The sequence below is a fragment of the Salmonella sp. NW645 genome (assembly GCF_051703725.1).
Taxonomy (GTDB): Bacteria; Pseudomonadota; Gammaproteobacteria; order Enterobacterales; family Enterobacteriaceae; genus Salmonella; species Salmonella enterica.
The window spans coordinates 207,345-226,986 of sequence record NZ_JAMMKR010000004.1 but is presented as its reverse complement, the minus strand read 5'-3'; the positions used below and the strand labels follow the sequence as shown (position 1 = coordinate 226,986).

Annotated in this window: 25 protein-coding genes, 1 tRNA gene and 1 pseudogene; 21 read left to right on the top strand and 6 right to left on the bottom strand. The window is 47.8% G+C overall.

All coding sequences use genetic code 11. The annotated features are described in order from the left end of the window. Nucleotides 1–236: 236 nt before the first annotated feature. Complete coding sequence (locus tag NA389_RS10690; RefSeq protein ID WP_000977720.1) at nt 237–581, bottom strand: c-type lysozyme inhibitor; 345 nt, start codon at nt 579–581, stop codon at nt 237–239. A 377-nt stretch (nt 582–958) separates the two neighbouring features. Here NA389_RS10690 and NA389_RS10685 point away from each other — a divergent pair, with 377 nt between their 5' ends. From NA389_RS10685 to NA389_RS10670, 4 genes are all read left to right on the top strand, one after another. Then, the gene (locus NA389_RS10685) at nt 959–1,084 is read left to right on the top strand and encodes a hypothetical protein (protein ID WP_000758944.1); all 126 of its coding nucleotides are present in this window, start codon (nt 959–961) and stop codon (nt 1,082–1,084) included. Nucleotides 1,085–1,307: 223 nt separating this feature from the next. Further along, on the top strand, nt 1,308–1,538 hold the full coding sequence (locus NA389_RS10680) for a hypothetical protein (RefSeq protein ID WP_077905964.1): 231 nt from the start codon (nt 1,308–1,310) through the stop codon (nt 1,536–1,538). Nucleotides 1,539–1,732: 194 nt separating this feature from the next. Then, the gene (locus NA389_RS10675) at nt 1,733–2,200 is read left to right on the top strand and encodes an Hsp20 family protein (RefSeq protein ID WP_001218117.1); all 468 of its coding nucleotides are present in this window, start codon (nt 1,733–1,735) and stop codon (nt 2,198–2,200) included. Nucleotides 2,201–2,538: 338 nt separating this feature from the next. Then, on the top strand, nt 2,539–3,582 hold the full coding sequence (locus NA389_RS10670) for a sialidase family protein (protein WP_000761732.1): 1,044 nt from the start codon (nt 2,539–2,541) through the stop codon (nt 3,580–3,582). Between the two features lie 82 nt (nt 3,583–3,664). Here NA389_RS10670 and NA389_RS10665 read toward each other — a convergent pair whose 3' ends face one another. Continuing rightward, nucleotides 3,665–4,195 carry a cytochrome b gene (locus NA389_RS10665; protein WP_000929983.1) on the bottom strand — a complete coding sequence of 177 codons (531 nt, stop codon included), beginning with the start codon at nt 4,193–4,195 and terminating at the stop codon, nt 3,665–3,667. 148 nt (nt 4,196–4,343) lie between these two features. Continuing rightward, nucleotides 4,344–4,658 carry a TRL-like family protein gene (locus NA389_RS10660; protein WP_000182479.1) on the bottom strand — a complete coding sequence of 105 codons (315 nt, stop codon included), beginning with the start codon at nt 4,656–4,658 and terminating at the stop codon, nt 4,344–4,346. Nucleotides 4,659–5,339: 681 nt separating this feature from the next. On the opposite strand from NA389_RS10660, the gene NA389_RS10655 reads away from it, so the two are divergent. From NA389_RS10655 to NA389_RS10635, 5 genes are read left to right on the top strand one after another with little or no spacing between them, the layout of a single operon-like run. Then, nucleotides 5,340–6,974, top strand: a complete 1,635-nt coding sequence (locus tag NA389_RS10655) for an ABC transporter substrate-binding protein (RefSeq protein WP_000946070.1) — start codon at nt 5,340–5,342, stop codon at nt 6,972–6,974. Beyond that, entirely contained in the window at nt 6,974–7,948 is a 975-nt protein-coding gene (locus NA389_RS10650) for an ABC transporter permease (protein ID WP_001520270.1), read from the top strand. Before NA389_RS10655 ends, NA389_RS10650 begins: the two co-directional genes overlap by 1 nt. Continuing rightward, the gene (locus NA389_RS10645) at nt 7,938–8,750 is read left to right on the top strand and encodes an ABC transporter permease (RefSeq protein WP_000966647.1); all 813 of its coding nucleotides are present in this window, start codon (nt 7,938–7,940) and stop codon (nt 8,748–8,750) included. The genes NA389_RS10650 and NA389_RS10645 overlap by 11 nt, the downstream gene beginning before the upstream one ends. Then, nucleotides 8,744–9,541: an ATP-binding cassette domain-containing protein gene (locus NA389_RS10640; RefSeq protein WP_000950208.1), complete on the top strand. Its 798-nt coding sequence runs from the start codon at nt 8,744–8,746 to the stop codon at nt 9,539–9,541. Before NA389_RS10645 ends, NA389_RS10640 begins: the two co-directional genes overlap by 7 nt. Next, nucleotides 9,535–10,125 (top strand): ATP-binding cassette domain-containing protein, encoded by a 591-nt coding sequence (locus NA389_RS10635; RefSeq protein ID WP_000947448.1) that lies wholly within the window; start codon nt 9,535–9,537, stop codon nt 10,123–10,125. Before NA389_RS10640 ends, NA389_RS10635 begins: the two co-directional genes overlap by 7 nt. 81 nt (nt 10,126–10,206) lie before the next feature. On the opposite strand, the gene NA389_RS10630 is transcribed toward NA389_RS10635, so the two are convergent. Then, nucleotides 10,207–11,340: a mechanosensitive ion channel family protein gene (locus tag NA389_RS10630; protein WP_000456065.1), complete on the bottom strand. Its 1,134-nt coding sequence runs from the start codon at nt 11,338–11,340 to the stop codon at nt 10,207–10,209. Nucleotides 11,341–11,533: 193 nt separating this feature from the next. Here NA389_RS10630 and NA389_RS10625 point away from each other — a divergent pair, with 193 nt between their 5' ends. The 6 genes from NA389_RS10625 to NA389_RS10600 all read left to right on the top strand — a co-directional run bounded on the left by NA389_RS10625 (nt 11,534) and on the right by NA389_RS10600 (nt 15,256). After that, complete coding sequence (locus NA389_RS10625) at nt 11,534–11,860, top strand: four-helix bundle copper-binding protein (RefSeq protein ID WP_001183699.1); 327 nt, start codon at nt 11,534–11,536, stop codon at nt 11,858–11,860. Between the two features lie 8 nt (nt 11,861–11,868). Next, a tRNA-Arg gene (locus NA389_RS10620) sits at nt 11,869–11,945 on the top strand. Between the two features lie 111 nt (nt 11,946–12,056). After that, nucleotides 12,057–12,704: a metal-binding protein ZinT gene (gene zinT, locus NA389_RS10615; protein ID WP_001537483.1), complete on the top strand. Its 648-nt coding sequence runs from the start codon at nt 12,057–12,059 to the stop codon at nt 12,702–12,704. 108 nt (nt 12,705–12,812) lie between these two features. Continuing rightward, nucleotides 12,813–13,601 (top strand): cryptic aminoglycoside nucleotidyltransferase ANT(3'')/ANT(9), encoded by a 789-nt coding sequence (gene aadA / locus NA389_RS10610; protein ID WP_000175790.1) that lies wholly within the window; start codon nt 12,813–12,815, stop codon nt 13,599–13,601. Nucleotides 13,602–13,745: 144 nt separating this feature from the next. Then, on the top strand, nt 13,746–14,339 hold the full coding sequence (locus tag NA389_RS10605; RefSeq protein ID WP_077905965.1) for a helix-turn-helix domain-containing protein: 594 nt from the start codon (nt 13,746–13,748) through the stop codon (nt 14,337–14,339). A gap of 68 nt (nt 14,340–14,407) precedes the next feature. Beyond that, complete coding sequence (locus NA389_RS10600; protein ID WP_000190271.1) at nt 14,408–15,256, top strand: MerR family transcriptional regulator; 849 nt, start codon at nt 14,408–14,410, stop codon at nt 15,254–15,256. Between the two features lie 254 nt (nt 15,257–15,510). Here NA389_RS10600 and NA389_RS10595 read toward each other — a convergent pair whose 3' ends face one another. Both NA389_RS10595 and NA389_RS10590 read right to left on the bottom strand, forming a co-directional pair. Continuing rightward, nucleotides 15,511–15,759: a biofilm/acid-resistance regulator YmgB/AriR gene (locus NA389_RS10595; protein WP_000208086.1), complete on the bottom strand. Its 249-nt coding sequence runs from the start codon at nt 15,757–15,759 to the stop codon at nt 15,511–15,513. Between the two features lie 78 nt (nt 15,760–15,837). After that, nucleotides 15,838–15,992 (bottom strand): annotated as a pseudogene (locus tag NA389_RS10590) (hypothetical protein). A gap of 82 nt (nt 15,993–16,074) precedes the next feature. Between NA389_RS10590 and NA389_RS10585 the strand changes: the two are divergent. The 6 genes from NA389_RS10585 to NA389_RS10560 all read left to right on the top strand — a co-directional run bounded on the left by NA389_RS10585 (nt 16,075) and on the right by NA389_RS10560 (nt 19,608). Then, nucleotides 16,075–16,620 carry a chorismate mutase gene (locus NA389_RS10585; protein WP_000617984.1) on the top strand — a complete coding sequence of 182 codons (546 nt, stop codon included), beginning with the start codon at nt 16,075–16,077 and terminating at the stop codon, nt 16,618–16,620. Nucleotides 16,621–16,816: 196 nt separating this feature from the next. Next, nucleotides 16,817–17,455, top strand: a complete 639-nt coding sequence (gene leuE, locus NA389_RS10580; RefSeq protein WP_000457190.1) for a leucine efflux protein LeuE — start codon at nt 16,817–16,819, stop codon at nt 17,453–17,455. Nucleotides 17,456–17,627: 172 nt separating this feature from the next. Continuing rightward, a complete protein-coding gene (gene yeaR, locus NA389_RS10575; protein ID WP_001248992.1) occupies nt 17,628–17,990 on the top strand; it encodes a DUF1971 domain-containing protein YeaR in 363 nt (120 codons plus the stop codon). Nucleotides 17,991–17,992: 2 nt separating this feature from the next. Further along, on the top strand, nt 17,993–18,175 hold the full coding sequence (locus tag NA389_RS10570; protein WP_000513733.1) for a DUF1869 domain-containing protein: 183 nt from the start codon (nt 17,993–17,995) through the stop codon (nt 18,173–18,175). Between the two features lie 229 nt (nt 18,176–18,404). Then, on the top strand, nt 18,405–19,046 hold the full coding sequence (locus NA389_RS10565; protein WP_000762775.1) for a hypothetical protein: 642 nt from the start codon (nt 18,405–18,407) through the stop codon (nt 19,044–19,046). Nucleotides 19,047–19,359: 313 nt separating this feature from the next. Next, the gene (locus NA389_RS10560; RefSeq protein WP_000512149.1) at nt 19,360–19,608 is read left to right on the top strand and encodes a GlsB/YeaQ/YmgE family stress response membrane protein; all 249 of its coding nucleotides are present in this window, start codon (nt 19,360–19,362) and stop codon (nt 19,606–19,608) included. Nucleotides 19,609–19,642: the final 34 nt, after the last annotated feature.

Here is a 19,642-nt window from a genome sequence, read left to right as displayed (position 1 = left end):
ATGGTTACCAGCCGCTGTGAATTCTACCTGGGCCACTTAATAAAGCAAAACATTTAAACACTAAACAACGACAATTAAGACAGTTCGAACTTTTCTTTAAAAATAGGATTAGCCATGTTTAAAAGTGGTTACTAATTAGCCATTATTTTATTGTAGTGATTCACATATTTTTTAACGTTACGTTACAGGAAGGTTGAAGTGGAAATGCCTGATGAGCCTTCAGGCATTTCTGAAGGTTAGTTAGCTAAGGAACAGTTACTGAGAACAGGTTTATCATCACCTTCCACCAGTTCAGCCGTTTTGCCTTTGGTATAAAGTTTATAAGTATAATTTTTGTCTATGGCTTCGTAATTTGCTCCGGAGGCCATTTTCATTAACCGCATCGGGATCATCTCGTTTACCTGGCTGATAATCGCATAGGCGTTTCCAGCCTCAGTGTTGACGTAAATCACCTCCATAACCTGGTTATCATTACAGGTGTATATAGATTTAGAAATCTCCTGCGAAGCTGCTATAGAGGTGGTACTGGCGCTAAGCGCAGCGAGAAAGAGGGCAAATGGGATCAATTTACGTTTCATCATTAGTATCCTTTGTGCATAAAATTGTCGTTAATTCCCTGAAGAACGGGAGATAAAGCGGCATCAATACGATGAATGCTGTAGTATTCCTGTTTACTGACGAAAAGTGCGCCAGAAAAGCGTATTATAATTTATCCATCACTGACATAGGTGATGAGTAGACAAATCTTAAAATCATAAACTATAGGCTGCAAATCATTATGGCGCGATAGAAAATGATTGTCACCACTGCTCAATACTATGGCATAAAAAGCGAAGAAAACGGTACTGTTCACTGTCTCGTTTCATACGGTATCTGTCAGTGAAACTATTTCTTCAAATGATGGTCTTTTTATTATCGATCAGATAATGACATCAACAGGGGTTATTCAGGAGTATATGTGAAAAAGTGGCTTATAGGAGGGATATTGATCGCAAGTTTTCTGACCGGTTGTCTGATGTGGCACAACATTGATAAATGGTTTAATAAAGATATCGAATTTTTCTACGCCGGAGACGATGACTAAAATTCCTGTCAGCTGGCAACGGGTGTCATATCTTCAGGTATGGCGCCCGGAGTAGCCGGGCGCAAATTGTAGATGTATAAATGTCATTTCAAATGTCATTTCAAATGTCATTTCATTAAAATTTTAGCGACAACATGGACAGCCACTATCGCGTGCTAACGACCCTCTGAAGTCACAAGATGAATAAGCCAGTTTTTTGTTTCAGCGGTGACTGAAACATATTTTGTTCCTGGTGGGCTTACCGCCAGTTGCTGAAAAAGACAACGATGATGTAACTGTTGCAGAGACTGATGAATACGACGACCGTGAATTTTATTTTTGGCGACCATATTTCCTCCCAAAAGGCCGCCCGAAGGCGGCGCTGGGTTTGATAATGGAGAAGGGCGTTGGTCACTGCCATAACCAACCTGTATACATTAATGCAATTGATAATCATTATCAATTGAGCTGGTGAAGAAAAATTGTAAAGATGAAGGGACAGCGGAAATGGCAATGAACGGGATGAGATTTTTCGTTAACCACTTAAATTTGTGACTAAAAAAAGGCTTTTATAGGCTTGAAAATGTTTTTTCCGTCCCTATGTAGTCAGTGGACAAGCAATGCTTGCCTTGATGTTGAACTTTTGAATAGTGATTCAGGAGGTTAATGATGGCACTCAGAACCTTGTCAGCACTTCCCGTGTTTGCTGATTCTCTTTTCTCTGACCGTTTCAACCGTATTGATAGACTTTTCAGTCAATTAACAGGAGATACGCCAGTCGCTGCGACGCCAGCTTACGATCTGCAAAAGCGCGATGCGAATAACTATCTGCTTACCGTGAGCGTTCCTGGCTGGAAAGAGGAAGAGCTTGAAATTGAAACGGTTGGCGGCAACCTGAATATTACGGGTAAACACACTGAAGATACGGTAGAGGATCAGACGCACTGGATTTATCGGGGTATTCGTAAGGCGGATTTCCAGTTGAGTTTTTCTTTGCCTGAACATGCTAAGGTGAATAATGCGAAACTGGAACAGGGCCTCTTGTTGGTCGAGATTTACCAGGAGATCCCTGAAAGCGAGAAACCGAAAAAAATTGCCATAGAAAGTAAACCAAAGGCGATTGAACACAAATCATAATCGCGTTAATGGAGGCCCGTTTAGACGGGCCTTCATTGTCTGTAGCGAAAAGTATCCCGTCATGCTTGTAGGCACAGATCGCTAAATATTATAACCCTGACCTCTATATTATCCCGTGCCACTGACCTCGTCGCCATTGGACGGCGGTAAGTTGGAATTATCCGCGAGGTCAGTCCAATTTTTGTCCACTCTCGACATTCTGCCTGTTATGGGCGCGATATCTGAACATAAATTCGTATAGCGGTTCATCGTTTTCACCGCGTTGATGCTATTTCTGCTAACACTACTTTCATACGTAAAAAAGCTGATGCTTTTTACCTTATTTAATAGAGGCAGGTATGAAATTAGCGCTCGTCAATCGGCAGGTCATTTTACCGGAAAGCGGAACCGAGCCCTTCCAGTGCCATGCCTCTACGCTTGTTCGCTTACCGTGCGGTACGCTCGTGGCCGCATGGTTCGCGGGGCTGCGCGAAGGAAGCGAAGATACAGCCATCTGGCTATCTCGCTATGAACATAATATCTGGACAACACCGCAGCGAGTGGCGGCACGCGAGGGGGAAGCGCACTGGAATCCGGTGTTATTTTACCCGTCGGATAAATTGTGGTTATTTTATAAAGTAGGCAGCGACGTACACGTGTGGAAAACCTGGTTTATCATCTCCAGCGATCGAGGATTTACCTGGAGTACGCCAGCTCCGTTGGTTAACGATGATATTTTGCCGCGCGGTCCCGTAAAAAATAAACTCCTGCTGGCATCAAATGGCGCCTGGATTGCGCCAGGGTCGATTGAAAGTCCTGAACGGTGGAGGGCATTTGTGGATCGATCCTCTGACGAAGGAAAACACTGGAATATCTCTTTTGTTCCGCTGGAGCCTGATAACGCTATTTCCGGGACAAACGTAGCGTTGTGGGATGGTGTAAAAAAGGGGATGTTGTGGGAATGTTGTCTGGAAAACCTCCTGCGCTGGGATGGCGTTATTCAGCCTACGCTGTGGGAGTCTTCTCCGGGGCATATCCATATGTTGTTACGAAGCACACGCGGGGCAATTTTTCGCAGTGATTCAATCGACTATGGCGCTACCTGGTCTGTTGCCCGCGCGACATCTTTACCGAATAATAATAGTGGTATCGATCTGGTTAGTATGCAGGACGGTACGCTGATTCTTGCGTTAAATCCGGTCAACGGCAACTGGGGAAAGCGCTATCCGCTTTCACTGATTGCTTCCCAGGATAATGGCGAATCATGGCTACCGCTACTGGACCTGGAAAGTGACCACGGTGAGTATTCTTATCCCGCTATTATTAGCGAGGGCGGCGTCGTACATATCACCTACACGTGGAACCGGAAAAATATCGTATATTGTCGATTACAAACGGTGTAAGGCGCTATAAGTCGAAATCGATAGCGCTGGAATAATAATGCCTTGCCCGGCGTGCTCAGTCACGCCGGGATGGCCGAAATAGTCATGATTTACCGGGTAACATCCTTGAAAATGTATCGTCTTTTTGTATGTAATGGTGAAACAACGCCGCTGCTGCATGCATAGCAATCAGGAAATAGCCGATATTGGCCAGCATTTCATGAATACGCTTTATATCCGATTTTAGGGTGCTATCTGGCGTCAAAAATACCGGTACAGTAAAACCAAAAAAGCTCCAGCTTTTTCCGCCTGACGCCATCATCGCGACGCCCAGCAGCGGTAAGGCGAGAAAAGTGAGATAAAGCGCGATATGCATTAATTTAGCGGCTACGTGCTGCCAGTGAGGAGGGGGAGGCGTAATGACCGGATCCGGGTATTTGTGTTTAAGATATAACCGTAAAAACATCAGCGCCCAGACCAGAACGCCCATGTCATAGTGCATGTCTTTCATAAACAGGTAAACGCTGGAGCCTTTTGGCACCCACCCCCGTAACTCAATAGCCGCATATGCGATGCCTGTCAGGAGCAGTGTTAACCAGTGAAGCGTTATTTGCAGTCTTGAGAAATGTGCCATTATTATTATCCTTTATTAACAACTGCTTGTAGGGTATGCGTAAAATCTTAACAGAACCTTAAAGCGGGGGCTGAGTCGCAAGGAACAGACAGAGATAGCGGCACGTAAAATGGGATAAAAAGCCGGCGGCATCGCCGGCTTACTGTTGTTATTGTCCTCTTACGACAACACAGGTTTTACCATAAAACGGATATGAGCCCGTAGTTTCATAATCAACACTCGACACTAAAGAAATATCGCCCGCTTTTTTCGCTGAATCAATAGATGCGTCGCCGGTATTTACAATACCCAATACCGTTTGCGCACACGCTTTACCGGTTTTGGTTGCCGGGAGACTCGTGGCAGTAATTGGCCCTTTAACATCCGTATATAAGCCAATCCCTGTCGGTGATGGTCCTGTAGCACACCCCGTTAAAAGAGAACCAATAAAGATAATTGAAAAAATGTGTTTTTTATTTGTCATGGGATTAGTCCATTATAAATTAATAGAAAATTTACCGTCCGAAAATGTCCGGACAGTCATTTAAAAAGTGGTGTATATTAAATATGCGATATTACTCTTTGCACCCTCCTGTTGATGTCGTACCTGATGGACAAATATCCGTTGAAGCCGGATATATTCCCCACGCCGTGTTTTTATAACTTGCGCATCCTGTCAGCAATGAGAACAGTACGGCTAAAAAAATCATCACGAGCCCTGGCGGCGTTAACATTTTTCGGTTGGACTCCATAGCATGTCATTTCATCGGGTTGCCATATGACTGGCGTTCTGCTGGTAAGTTTCATTAACGCCCGGTTCGTTTAATATTGGTTTAGGTTTAAAGCCAGGAGGCGCTAATTACGATACCTTCTTACGTTTCAGCACTGACTAATAACGTTGAGAAAATGAACAGCGTCGGATGGGAAGACGTAATACAGAATAGAAAGGCAATAAGAGAATAAGATGGCGTTAATTAACCCGCTATTCCTGGCATCATTTCTCTTGCGTTTTATCCCCATCAAAAGCGGCCTTTAGCCCACGTTGGCGCTCCCGGCGTTTGTGCGTATGATGTTTTTAAAAGATCGTCATACTTTCTGTTCTGCATCAATTTTTTCATTACAAATGCTCGCCATAATGCCGTCCTCAGGAGGCCTCCCGACGTTTATGCTGCGCCGGGAGGAACAAAAACAACGTATAATCTGGGGTAAACTGATGATTAAAGGCAAACTGGCGCTCATAACGTGCGCGATGGCTCTGGCATTCACCTCGCCGCTTTTCGCCGCGTCGGACACGGCAGATGGCCATACCTTAAAGCTGGCCATTGGCCCTGAGCCAACGGAAGGCTTTGATCCTATGCTGGGCTGGAGCCACGGCAGTTACTTATTGCTTCATGCGCCGTTGCTCAAGCAAAACGCCGATATGAGTTGGGGTAATTTACTGACGGAAAAAGTGGACACCAGCCCCGATGGTAAAACCTGGATACTGACCTTAAAACCCGATCTGAAATTCTCCGATGGCTCGCCATTAACTGCCGAAGATGTCGTTTTTACATATAACAAAGCGGCGAAGAGCGGCGGTAAAATTGACATGGGCAACTTTAGTCATGCGCGAGCGCTGGATGCGCGCCGAATTGAGATGACGCTGAGCCATCCGCAGAGTACCTTTGTGAATGTACTCGGGTCGTTAGGGATTGTTCCGGCCAGCCGTTATGATGAAAAAACGTTTGCCCGCGAACCGATAGGCGCCGGTCCGTACCGACTGGTCAGTTTCCAGCCTGGTCAGCAACTGATTGTTGAAGCCAACCCCTGGTATGCAGGTAAAAAGAATGACTTTAACCGGCTGGTTTTTGTCTTCCTGGATGAAGATAATGCTTATGCCGCCGCGCGCAGCGGACAGTTGGGACTGGTGCGCATTGCCCCTTCTATGGCGGTGGCCCCGCAGCAGGATAATCTTAAACTCTGGGTACGCGATAGCGTTGAAAACCGGGGCATAGTCTTCCCGATGGTGCCAGCCGGTAAAAAGGATGCTAACGGTTATCCTGTCGGCAACGATGTGACCGCTGATGTCGCTATCAGACGCGCAATTAACTATGCCATTAATCGTAAGCAACTAGCGGAACAGGTGATGGAAGGCCATGCGATACCCGCCTATAGCGCGGTGCAGGGATTGCCGTGGCAAAATCCTTCAGTGGTATTCAGCGATGGCGATATTGCAAAAGCGCGCGCCATCCTGGAAGAGGCTGGCTGGAAGATAAACAGTGCGGGCGTGCGTGAAAAAGCAGGTAAAGAAGCGCGTCTGACCTTATGGTATGCCAGTGGCGACAGCACCCGGCGGGATCTGGCCGAGGCGGTGCGCGCCATGTTGCAGCCTTTAGGCATTGTCGTCTCGTTGCAATCGGGAAGCTGGGAAACCGTAGAGCGCCATATGCACGCTAACCCTACGCTGTTTGGCTGGGGAAGTCTGGACCCGATGGAACTCTTCCATCACTACAGCGGAAAAGCCGCTGGTGTGGAATATTATAACCCGGGCTATTACAGCAACCCTGCGGTAGAAGCACATCTGAAACAGGCTATAGATGCGCCTGACTGGCAAAAGGCGATTCCTTTCTGGCAGCAGGTTGAGTGGGATGGAAAGCAGGGCGCGGGCGTCCAGGGCGATGCGGCATGGGCATGGCTGCTTAATATTCAGCATACCTATTTGGCCAACCCTTGTATTGATCTGGGAAAAGGCGCGCCAGAAATCCACGGTAGCTGGTCGGTGTTAAACAATCTTGATGACTGGACCTGGACCTGTCGGTGATGAAATTGTTCTTCAGTCATTTTTTGCGGCTGATTATTCTGTTGGTGCTGGTGGCTGCCGGCACCTTCATTTTGCTTAGCTTTTCGCCCGTTGATCCTATCCGCGCTTATATTGGCAACGATCTGCTCCATGTTCCGCCAGAACAATATGCGCGGATTGCGGCGCGCTGGGGGCTTGACCAGCCGCTGTGGGAGCGTTTCGGTCACTGGTTTTGGCGTCTGCTCCAGGGTGACATGGGGTATTCCATGCTGTTTAACATGCCTGTCGCCAGCGTGATCCGGGAACGTTTTGCGACGTCATTCGCGCTGCTGGCAGGCGCCTGGCTATTGTCTGGTGTGTTGGGCGTGACATTGGGTTTTCTGGCCGGACGTTTTCTCCACCGTTGGCCGGATAAGATGATTTGCCGTATCAGCTACTTATTGTCATCGTTGCCCACTTTCTGGATAGCAATGCTGCTGCTGGCGCTGTTTGCCGTCCGCTGGCCGGTATTACCTGTTTGTTGCGCCTGGGACCCCGGAAATAATGCAGGAACAGCTCTTTTATCGGAACGTTTACGCCATCTTGTGTTGCCGGTATGTGCGTTAAGTCTGTTGGGCATGGGGCAAATTGCGCTGCATACGCGAGAAAAAATAGCCAGCGTAATGAAGAGCGAATTTATTCGTTTTGCGCGCGCTCAGGGGGATAAAGGATGGTCGCTGTTACGTCACCAGGTGTTACGTCATGCGATTACCCCAGCACTCTGTTTACAGTTTGCTTCTCTGGGCGAACTGATGGGGGGGGCGTTACTGGCAGAAAAAGTCTTTGCGTATCCGGGGCTGGGACAGGCCACTATCGATGCCGGCCTGCGTGGCGATGTCCCGCTACTCATGGGGATCGTTTTATTCTGTACGCTATTAGTGTTTGCCGGAAATACGATTTCAGCCTGGCTTGTGGTGGTGCTTAATCGATCGCTGGAGCGTCCCGATGCTCTATAATCCTGCCCCGACATTGCTTCGTCTGATCCTCTCCGTTACCTGCCTGCTGTTTATTGCCGGATACGGTTATGCCACGTTGAGCCAGCCGCCAGAGGTTAATCTGCTTGCCCGGCATCTGTCGCCTGATATCCAGCACTGGTTTGGCACCGATAATCTGGGGCGCGATGTATGGCTTCGTTGCTTTCAGGGGGCCTTCACCAGTTTACAAATTGGCGTTGGCGCCGCGTTGTGCAGCGGCGTTATTGCGCTAGTGATGGCGGCAGCGGCGCGTATTCATCCCCGGCTGGACCTCCTGATGCGGCTGATAACCGATGCCATGCTCGCCATGCCGCATTTACTTTTGCTGATCCTTATCTGTTTTACGCTCGGCGGCGGTAAAAGCGGCGTCATTGCGGCCGTGGCGTTAACGCACTGGCCCCGTCTGGCGCTGATTCTGCGCGCCGACGCGGAGCGGGTAGCGCAGAGTGACTACCTGACATTGACCTATCGTCTGGGGCATGGACACCTTTATTGCTGGCGATATCACTATTTTCCGGCGCTATTGCCGCAATGGTTGACGGGAACGTTATTGATGTTTCCTCATGCGGTATTGCACAGCGCGGCGTTAAGTTTTCTGGGGTTTGGGCTGGCGCCGCATGAGCCTTCGCTGGGACTGTTGCTGGCGGATGCGTTACGGTTTATTAGCCATGGAAACTGGTGGCTGGTGCTGTTTCCCGGCCTAATGTTATTCACGCTGGTGATGCTCTTCGATCAGTTTGCGCGCGCCATTCAGCGGCTGTGGCTAAGGAGTGACGTATGCTGAGTTTACAACAGGTTACGCTGGAAAGCGCGCGTTATCGCTGGTATGGCGCGAGACGCTGGTCGCCGTTATTACAGAATGTCTCTTTTGATATCGCGCCCGGAGAAATGGTGGCATTGGTTGGCGGCAGCGGGGAAGGCAAAAGTCTGCTGCTGCAATGCCTGCTCGATCTGCTGCCGGAAAATTTACGCTTTCGGGGGGAAATTACGCTTGATGGCAACCGGCTGGACAGACATACCATCAGGCAGCTTAGGGGCAATACGTTTAGCTACGTGCCGCAGGGGGTACAGGCGCTTAATCCTATGCTGAATATCAGAAAACATTTGAACAGAGCATGTCATCTGACCGGACGCGTCTGGGATGAGACGCAGATGGTACAGCTATTGCAGCAAAGCGATCTCGAACCGACAGTCCTGGAACGCTTTCCTCGCCAGCTCTCCGGCGGGATGGCTAAACGAATTCTGGCGTGCCACGCCTCGCTCAGCCAGGCACGTTATATCCTCGCGGATGAGATCACCGCCTGGCTTGATACCGCACTGGCAAACCAGTTGCTTGAGCACTTGCGAGGTCTCTGCGAGCGGGGATGCGGCGTGCTGTGGGTGACTCATGACCTGCTGCTGGCGGCGCGGTATGCCGATCGCATTGTGGCGCTGCATCAGGGTTATATCACGGACAATATTCGCCGTGAACGATTACAGCCGGAAGAGATGAGTGAGCCGTTAAAACGGCAATGGCAAGCATTGCCTGAACTAAACCCGTTATTTATGCCGACCGGAGAGGGAATAGAATGCTAAGCTGCCGCGACCTCGTTATTCGTCAGGGTGGGAAAGTCTTATGGCATAACCTGACGTTTACGATTTCTGCCGGTGAACGGGTAGGAATTCATGCGCCAAGCGGAACGGGGAAAACAACGTTGGGGCGCGTCCTGGCCGGATGGCAAAAACCGACGGCGGGCGACGTTCTGCTGGACGGTAGCCCGTTACCCCTGCATCAGTATTGTCCGGTACAGCTGGTCCCCCAGCATCCTGAACTGACGTTTAATCCCTGGCGAAGCGCCGGAGACGCTATGCGTGATGCCTGGCAGCCTGACCCGGAAACGATGAGGCATTTGCATGTGCAGCCCGAGTGGCTGACGCGTCGGCCAATGCAGCTCTCAGGCGGTGAGTTGGCGCGTATTGCGATACTGCGCGCGCTTGACCCGCGAACGCGTTTTCTGATTGCCGACGAAATGACGGCGCAACTCGATCCGTCTATTCAAAAAGCGATATGGGTATACGTGCTTGAGGTGTGCCGCAGCCGTTCATTAGGGATGTTGGTGATTAGTCATCAGTCTGCGCTGCTTGATCAAGTCTGTACCCGCCATTTACAGGTGGAATAGCCGCAAGTCGTTTCCCCGCATTGCCGTGTCGCCGTTAACGCACCGGGAACCCATGGGTTCCCGGTATTGTCGGCAGAGATTTTACTGCATGACGCGTTTATCTGCGTTTTTTGCATCAGCGGTATTACTGTAGTCCCTGGTCTCTTCAACCTGTACAGGGGCTCTGACGACCAGACTAGGCAGCGCCAGTTCGATATCATTCTCAATGAGTTTTTCAATAATACGGATATTTATCTCTTGCTGAATATCCATGTATTTATTGTAATCCGCGGTATTGACGATATGCACCACCTCATAGGTCAGCCGATCCTGACCAAAGGCCAGTAGATGGGCGCGGTCGAATTGTGTTTCGCCGACATCGGTAATAATCTTTTTCACCATATCGCCGATGAGGCGTAACTTTTCCGGCGGTGTCGCAGTGGCGACGCCAAAAGTAAACACGATACGACGCGTTTGCATCCGCTTATAGTTGTGTATGGTTTGCTGCAACAACTGCGCGTTTGCACAAACGATCTGTTCGCCGCTGAGGCTACGGATGCGGGTGGTTTTCAAACCGATATGTTCAATCGTACCGGCTACATCATTAAAGACGACGAAATCGCCGATCTCGAAGGGCTTATCGAAACCAATCGACAGCGAAGCGAAGACATCGCTCAGAACGGTTTGTACCGCCAGGGCAATAGCAATACCGCCCACGCCGAGGCTTGCTACCAGTGCAGTAATATCCACGCCGACGTTCGCCAGGATGGAGAGCAGCATCATAGACCAGACGAGCACGCGCAAAATCATACCAAGAATGACTAACGTCACCGGGTTTTTATTGGAGCCTGGGGCATACAGTAAATGACGCATCCATGACTGTACGCCCTGATCAAGCCAAATCGCCATTTGAATCGCAACCACTAAAAACCAGGCGTGAGAGAGGGTAGAGAATAACCGGTCGGGCAGGGCGACAAAGCGCAGACTAAAGAGAAATGCGGCAAAAAAGATTAGCATTTTACTGGTCTTTTTCAGCATCTCGAAAACAATAGGCCGCAGCCGCCCATGAGCATCATCCTTTTTATCAGGGCGTTGTAGCGCTTTATAGACCACATTAAGTAGCCAGTTGATGAGCCAGTAAGTAATGAGGGTGACGAAAAAAACGACCGCCAGATTGATCCAGAACGTCGTTGACATCAGCATCGCAACGATATTTAGTCGTGCTAAATACTCCATTTTACCTCCGATGAAAAGCAGATGAACATTACAGTATAGACGTCACATCACCGAGGCCGATTTCCGGCTTTACTATTGCTGTTTTATTCAGCACTTTTGTTCAAAAAGTATGAAAAAGAGGGGTAGCCGTTTGGCTATCCCGGCGTTTCTGTGCAGACTTATCTACTCCTCTTAATAAAATAAGGAGTCATTTATGCAACAAGAACATCGTGAGTGTATTGAGCAGTGTTATGAATGCGCGGCGGCGTGTGATATCTGCGCCTCTTCTTGTCTGCGTGAAGATAACGTCGAAATGATGAAGCACTGCATCCAGTTAGATATGCAATGTGCGGCCATTTGTCGCCTGGCGGCGCAATTTATGGCGTTGGAAAGCGAGTACTCACAAAAATTATGCCGCCTGTGCGCGGATATCTGCAAAGCCTGCGCCGAAGAGTGTGCAAGGCACGATCACGACCATTGCCAGAATTGCGCGCGGGCATGCAGCCAATGCGCAGACGCCTGCCTTAAAATGGCCGCGTAATTTTTCTTCCGCCATTAGCTCAACCGGATAGAGCATAGAGCTTCTACCTCTAAGGTTCGGGGTTCAATTCCTCGATGGCGGACCAGTTGATATCAAAAAAGGCCACCTGCGCGGTGGCCGCTGAGTTTTTGTTGAAATAATTGTAATGTTATAATATAACAATCATCTTTCTAAGAAAGATGAGGGTAACGTTTTGGTGATTCATTTAAAAAAACTGACAATGCTTCTGGGAATGCTGTTGGTAAATAGTCCTGCCTTCGCGCATGGTCATCATGCTCATGGCGCGCCGATGACGGAGGTTGAGCAAAAAGCGGCAGCGGGCGTGTTTGATGACGCTAATGTACGCGATCGCGCGCTCACCGACTGGGATGGTATGTGGCAATCCGTCTATCCTTATCTGGTCAGCGGCGAGCTGGACCCTGTCTTCAGACAAAAGGCGAAGAAAGACCCGGAGAAAACGTTTGAGGATATTAAAGCGTATTATCGCAAAGGATACGCGACGAATGTTGAGACTATCGGCATTGAAAATGGCGTTATAGAATTCCATCGCGACAATAACGTTGCATCCTGTAAATACAATTATGCCGGCTATAAAATTCTGACTTACGCATCGGGTAAAAAAGGGGTGCGCTATCTGTTCGAATGTAAAGATGCGAATAGCAAAGCGCCTAAATATGTTCAGTTTAGCGATCATATCATTGCCCCGCGCAAATCGGCGCATTTTCATATCTTTATGGGAAATACCTCGCAGCAGGCATTGTTGCAAGAGATGGAAAACTGGCCTACCTATTATCCTTATCAGTTAAAGGCGAATGAGGTCGTTGACGAAATGCTACATCATTAAGTCTGATTGCAATGTTAAAAGCTCGCTATGAATAGCGAGCTTTTTTTCTGCCGTTATGCCATATTTCTGGCAATCAATATAAAAAATACCTGCGCCCCCGGAGCGATGATGACGCTGTCCATACCGCCCTCGATTCAATGCCAAACGGAAGCGGCATGTCGCCTGATTACTCGTGTCACAGGCGATACGTTGCGTGCTATTCATTTATATGGTTCCGCTGTCGCGGGCGGTCTGAAGCCAAACAGCGACATTGATCTGCTGGTGACAATATGTCAGCCGCTGACGGAGGCCCTACGCGCAATGCTGATGCAGGAATTGCTGGCGCTTTCATCGCCGCCGGGGGCGTCGGCAGAAAAACGCGCTCTGGAGGTCACTGTCGTGCTTTATTCGCAGCTGGTTCCCTGGTGTTTTCCACCTTCCAGGGAAATGCAATTTGGCGAGTGGCTAAGAGAGGACATTTGTCAGGGGATTTATGAACCAGCGCAGCAGGACTGGGACATTGTGTTACTGATAACCCAAATTCTGGAAACCAGTATACCGCTAAAGGGCGAACGCGCGGAACGGCTGTTCACGCCAGCCCCTGCGGCGCAGTTGCTGAAGGCCTTGCGTTATCCCCTCGACCTTTGGCAATCCACGGCAGATGTGCAGGGAGATGAGTATCATATCGTTTTAACCCTGGCGCGTATCTGGTACACCCTTTCTACCGGGAGATTTACCTCTAAGGATGCGGCGGCTGACTGGCTGTTACCTCAGTTGCCAGAAGATTATGCTGCTACGTTGCGTGCGGCGCAGCGTGAATATTTAGGTCTGGAGCAGCAGGACTGGCATATTTTGCTGCCTGCGGTCGTACGCTTTGTGGATTTTGCGAAAACGCACATCCCCACGCAGTTCACATAAGATGCCCCAGGACGTCTGTCAGGTTGCGCAAACGGCGTTCCTCAACTACTACTTAATAGGTTCTCATCGCTGAAGTAAGCAGATGATCTTATGCGGGCCATCGAATGGATATTTCCACATGGCTCTCGTTTTGTTGAGGTGGATATGACTGGTTCCGCATCATCTGTTTTAAAGACAGATACAAGACTATTGAGCGAAAACCTGTTTCTTAATTATGGTCTGGAGTCCTTATTTAAGGACGTCGCAATAATAGCTGGTAACGTAAATTATATTATTTTTGATATCGACGATTACTACACCGTACAGCAGTCTATTACTTCCACATTTAAAACGGTACTCATTGGAATTGTTACCAATAATGAATATAACTTTATTGATGAACATAATGCCATATATCGAATAAAGGTCGATGCCTCTATTGCTGAGTGGCGCGAATTACTGATTTTGGCCGCTGCTGGTCAATTTTTTCCCAGGTCAGAGAAAGTCAGATTAACGGCGAATGAAAGAAATGTTTTGGCGATGCTTGTTAAAGGAATGGATATCCGACAAATAAGCTGTGAGCTGAATGTACATTTAAAAACTATTTACTCAGTACGCTACCATGTTCTGACTAAATTAGGTTGTAGAACAGTTCTGGATTATCAAATACTGTCCGTCTCTAAAGCCTTTACGCACTGGCTGACAATAAATAATGTCGATAATGTAATTTCACGTGTAAATAGTAAGGTCATTGCTTAATAATGATTTGCTTCTGATGGCGTTTAGGTTCACTATGCTTTCTTACATCATCATGAGGCCAGACAGGCATGGCTACTTTTAGTATTAGCGCAATGGCGGCGCAGTGTGGTGTCACAACAGCAAATATCAGGTCCTGGGAACGCTATGGCCTGCTTCAACCTACCAAAGATGAAGTTGGCAATCGTTTTTATTGCATAGAAGATGCTATCAGAATACAGCATATTATCGACGCGTTAAGCAAAGGCTTCTCATTAAAAGAGATTAAACCTGCCCTCTATGGTGAAGAAACGCATTGCCGCTCGGGATGGTTATTCTACCAGGAAGAGATTTTAGCGCAGTGTAGAAAATTCGAACCCGCCAAATTGCGAAAATTACTCTGGCGTTATGGTCGGGAAATTCCGCCGTGTATCGTAATTGAGTCAATACTGCGTCCTTTACGGCTGTGGTTGTCCGCAGGCGATGATGATACACGCCGATTTGAAAAGGCATTACTGGATACTGCGATTATTGAATACGCCACGTTCCAGCTAAGTAGCGTACGAAAGGCGCCAGCAGGCACAATGCTTATTGCTGCGTTTTCGCTGAACGACCCCATTGAGCTATGGCTGGAAACGATTAAATATTGTAGTGAAGGTATGCGAGTTGAAGTCATCCCCTGGCAGGCGCCGATGCCCGATCTTTTATCAACGTCTTTCGAGCATATTGTTCTGTGGCATGATGAGACATTAACTCCCGCCCAGGAAAATCTTATTCAGGCGTTAAAAGAATCGGGTAAATTTAGTCTTCATGTGAAAAATGGCTCAGGCTTAACATTACTGCCAGCCGTATACCGGCAGCATGAGATGCCAGAAAGCATGCAGCATGTTGCACCGCAAATCCATGCAAACGGCTACGAAAAATCAGGTACCGCACGTTGAGGCATCTGCATTATTAACGAACAGGGGAGGAGTAACCCCCTCCCTTGTTTATACCCTTCATACTTCAAGTTGCTTATGTGTTGGCTACGGATTACTCGGCCCATCCATGGGCCTCGCCCTGACGGGCCGTCGCACGCGACGTTCAAATCTGCTCCCGGCAGATTTGTCGTTCACCCCAGTCACATAGTTATCTATGCTCCTGGGGACTCACTCCCTTGCCGCCTTTAAGCAACTCGAATTATTTTGGGTATATATTAGATGTCGTCAGGTGTCTGAAACAAAACGGCTTCTAAGGCATTACGGTAAATATCAAGCTGCACTACGTCTTTTTCTGTTTCCAGTTTTTCAATAAGTTTGGCGATGATATCCTTATTTGAGACATGCTGCTGCGATTGCAATAGTTCGTAAGTAATTTCCTGAATAGCTCGCTGTTCACATAACATATGTGCAGAAAAAGGATTGCCAGTACTATTTTGTTCGTTGACTAGTGTAATGGTAGTCATATTTCACCATATTCGATGTAAATTGAAGCCGATCTCCCTGAGCGGGGGAGAGAAATTAGTGACCTATTAAAGTTAGACCTATATCATAAAACTGTAATAAAAAAACATAAAAACGTGACGCGCATCACATTTGTGTGATTTGTTGTATATTTTATACACTTTAAATGAAGGTGAAGATTCCGCAGAATCAACGGCCTGTTCTTTTTATCACTCCAGTTTAAACGAATAAGCATTAATACCCATTTGTAATAATTACTTAATGTTATCTTAATAAAGGTAAATTACTGTCAGGCCTCCGTAAAAGGAGGTTGATTAATGATTCGTCATATCGCCATTTTTCTTTGTTCTTTATTGATGTGCAGCACCACTTTTGCCGATTCGGTAACGTCGGTATCGCTTGGCGCACTCTTAACCGCGCTCAATGAACGCATGTTATTAATGAAAGATGTGGCTGCTTATAAAATGAAGCACCATCTGCCGATAGAGGATTTCACGCGTGAACAAAATGTTTTTGCCGAGGCTGAAGAAGAAGCGAAAAATAACGGTCTGGACCCGCATTCGATAACCCCTTTTATTCGTTCGCTAATGGATGCCAGTAAAGCGATACAGTACCGCTATTTAGCGCAGTGGCGAACCGGCCCAGAACCCTCCTTTCCTATACAAACCTTGTCGGTCACCCGGCAACGTATTCGACAACTTGATAATCAAATGTTGATCATTATCAGCCAGCGCCTGATGGTCGGCGCTTTCAGCCATGAGGATATGGTGTGGCTGAGAACGCACTTTAATGCGCCGAATCTGAATGAGAGCGATATCAGTGATGTGTTGGCATCTCTGTCTTTGGTGCGACGCGCGCGTTAATTCCCCATGAGGAAACGTGGGCCAATACCTGGTGATTGCCTGCGGGGGGCGCGATACAAGAACGTTTTTGGGTGATGTGGATATAAGCGTGGCGGAATAGCGGCTGGAGAGACGTGGTTTCGCTTCCCATCTTCCGGTGCATTCGTTAGCATACTGTTTCGCAGCTAAGCGTAAATGTTTTCAGGAAGAGGTTAATGTGTTCGCGGAGTATGGTGTTCTGAATTATTGGACGTACCTGGTTGGGGCGATTTTTATCGTTCTGGTACCGGGGCCGAATACGCTTTTTGTGCTTAAAAACAGCGTGGGACGCGGGGTTAAAGGAGGATATCTTGCCGCATGCGGCGTGTTTATCGGCGATGCGATATTAATGTTTCTGGCGTATGCGGGCGTGGCGACGCTGATCAAAACAACGCCGGTTCTGTTTAATATTGTTCGCTATCTCGGCGCGTTTTATCTGCTCTACCTTGGCGCAAAAATCCTTTACGCCACGCTGACCTCAAAGGGGCGTGCGGCGACGGAAACGGTAGTTCCTTTTGGCGCTATTTTTAAGCGTGCTTTAATTCTTAGCCTGACGAATCCTAAAGCCATACTTTTTTATGTTTCCTTTTTTGTGCAATTTATTGACGTTACTGCGCCGCATACTGGGGTGTCATTTTTTATTTTGGCTACCACCCTTGAAATCGTCAGTTTTTGCTATCTGAGCTTTTTAATTCTTTCTGGCGCTTTTGTAACCCACTATATTGGTACCAAAAAGAAACTGGCAAAAGTGGGCAATTCGTTGATTGGCCTTCTTTTCGTCGGATTTGCCGCCCGGCTGGCAACGCTCCAGTCTTAACCCCCTGGACCCGTCGACAACGGCGGGTCATTGCTCTCCTTTCGGTTTTATTGCGTGGAAAACAGCAAAATAGTAACCAATAAATGGTATTTAAAATGCTGTTTTTGGAGCGTAACCTTTTTACGACAGCGATGAGATTATCGCTGAGTAACTTGCGGGAAGAGGGAAGCAAATGCGGCAAATTCCACAAAATCATATCCATACACGTTCCACGCCATTCTGGAACAAAGAGACGGCGCCTGCCGGAATTTTCGAACGCCACCTTGATAAGGGAACGCGACCCGGCGTTTATCCTCGCCTCTCGGTGATGCAGGGGGCGGTCAAATATCTCGGATACGCTGATGAACATTGCTCTGAGCCGGAAGAGATCATGGTGATCAATGCCGGCGAGTTTGGCGTGTTTCCTCCGGAAAAGTGGCATAATATTGAGGTCATGACGGATGATACCTATTTTAACATCGACTTTTTTGTCGCGCCGGAAGTACTGATGGAAGGGGCGACCTCACGAAAAATCATTCATGCCGGGAGAGAATAATAATGGGAAAAGCTACTTATACTGTCACGGTCACGAATAATAGCAACGGCGTCTCTGTGGACTATGAAACGGAAGCACCGATGACGTTGCTGGTACCTGAAGTTGCGGCAGAAGTTGTGAAGGATTTGGTCAATACCGTGCGTTCCTACGATACCGAAAACGAACACGACGTTTGCGGCTGGTAAGGATCTTGTAGTATCTATTTGATATAAAGTGATTTTTTAAATCAGAAGCCGCATCGCGCGTCGCCAGCGTGATGCGGTTTTTGCGTATTGAAAAGCGCTGTTTATTTACATCAGACATGGGTTGAAAAGAAACATTAAGAAAACATTAAGAATAGCGCATTGTTTGCTAATGAGAGCGTATTCATAAAACTTATGATTGGGTATTAAAAACCAGAAGAGTCTTATGATCATGAAACTCGATACCCGATTAACTTCGTCAGCACTTACTCTTGCGCTTGCCGCTGTGGTCATCCCGTTTACGGCGGACTGGCAATTGCCTTTGCTTAACGGCGTGGTGGTCCGATGGATTGAAAACGGACAAGCGTTATGGTTACTGTTTGGGGCGCTATTTACCGCCTGGTATATACGGCCACTTTCCCGTCCCGAAGGGGCAAAGCAGTTTTGGCTATGGGCTGTTGTCTGGTGGCTGGTACTGCTGGGTAGAAGCACCAGTTGGGGGCGTGACTATTTCCCTGACGAGCCGCGTATACTGTTCAGAATGATTTCAGTGCTATTAATTGCTGCGTTAGTCTTGCCAGTCCTGTTTTCTGCCGGGCTACGTAAGGAGATTGTTCGTCGTCTGCGGGACGTTTCTCTGCCATTGTGGCTGTTTGCCGTGACGGCATGTTCATATCTGATTTCCGACACTGTCGAGCATCATCGGTGGTTGTCGCCGATATTCCTGCATAACGCGCGTTACACAGATTTGATTGAAGAGCTTTATGAAGTGCCATTTATGATCGGTTTGTTTATGGTGACCATGGGGTTTATGCAGCAGGACAAGCAGGATGAATGTACGGCGCTGGAGATGACCCCGTATCACGCAAAATAGCGCGGCTGAAAAAGACCATGAATTCGACATGGGATAGATAGCGGTTAGCAAAAAAAGCCCGCGCTCGGTGAGGCGGGCAAATAATACTGGAAGCAATGTGAGCAATGTCGTACCGAACAGGTGGGTTATAAACTCAACCACTCGGTGTTGATAAAGATAATCGTTATCATTAATGATTGCAACCCTGATATTTATGCGCTTTTATCCACGACGCTAAAAGGTGATGGATATCACAAACTTCACTTTCCTGACGATGTGCTATTCTTTTTAACGGCAAATAAACCGCTAACGTTAAGACATAAGTGAGGAAAAAATGGGCATTCTTTCATGGATTATTTTTGGACTTATTGCGGGTATTTTGGCTAAGTGGATCATGCCAGGTAAAGATGGTGGCGGATTCTTTATGACGATCATTCTGGGGATCGTTGGTGCGGTAGTCGGAGGATGGATCAGTACGTTCTTTGGCTTTGGCAAAGTGGATGGTTTCAACTTCGGCAGCTTTGCAGTCGCGGTGATCGGCGCGATTGTCGTGCTGTTAATCTACAGAAAAATCAAAAGCTAAACGCAGAACTTTCAGAGATAATAAAGGCTACGAC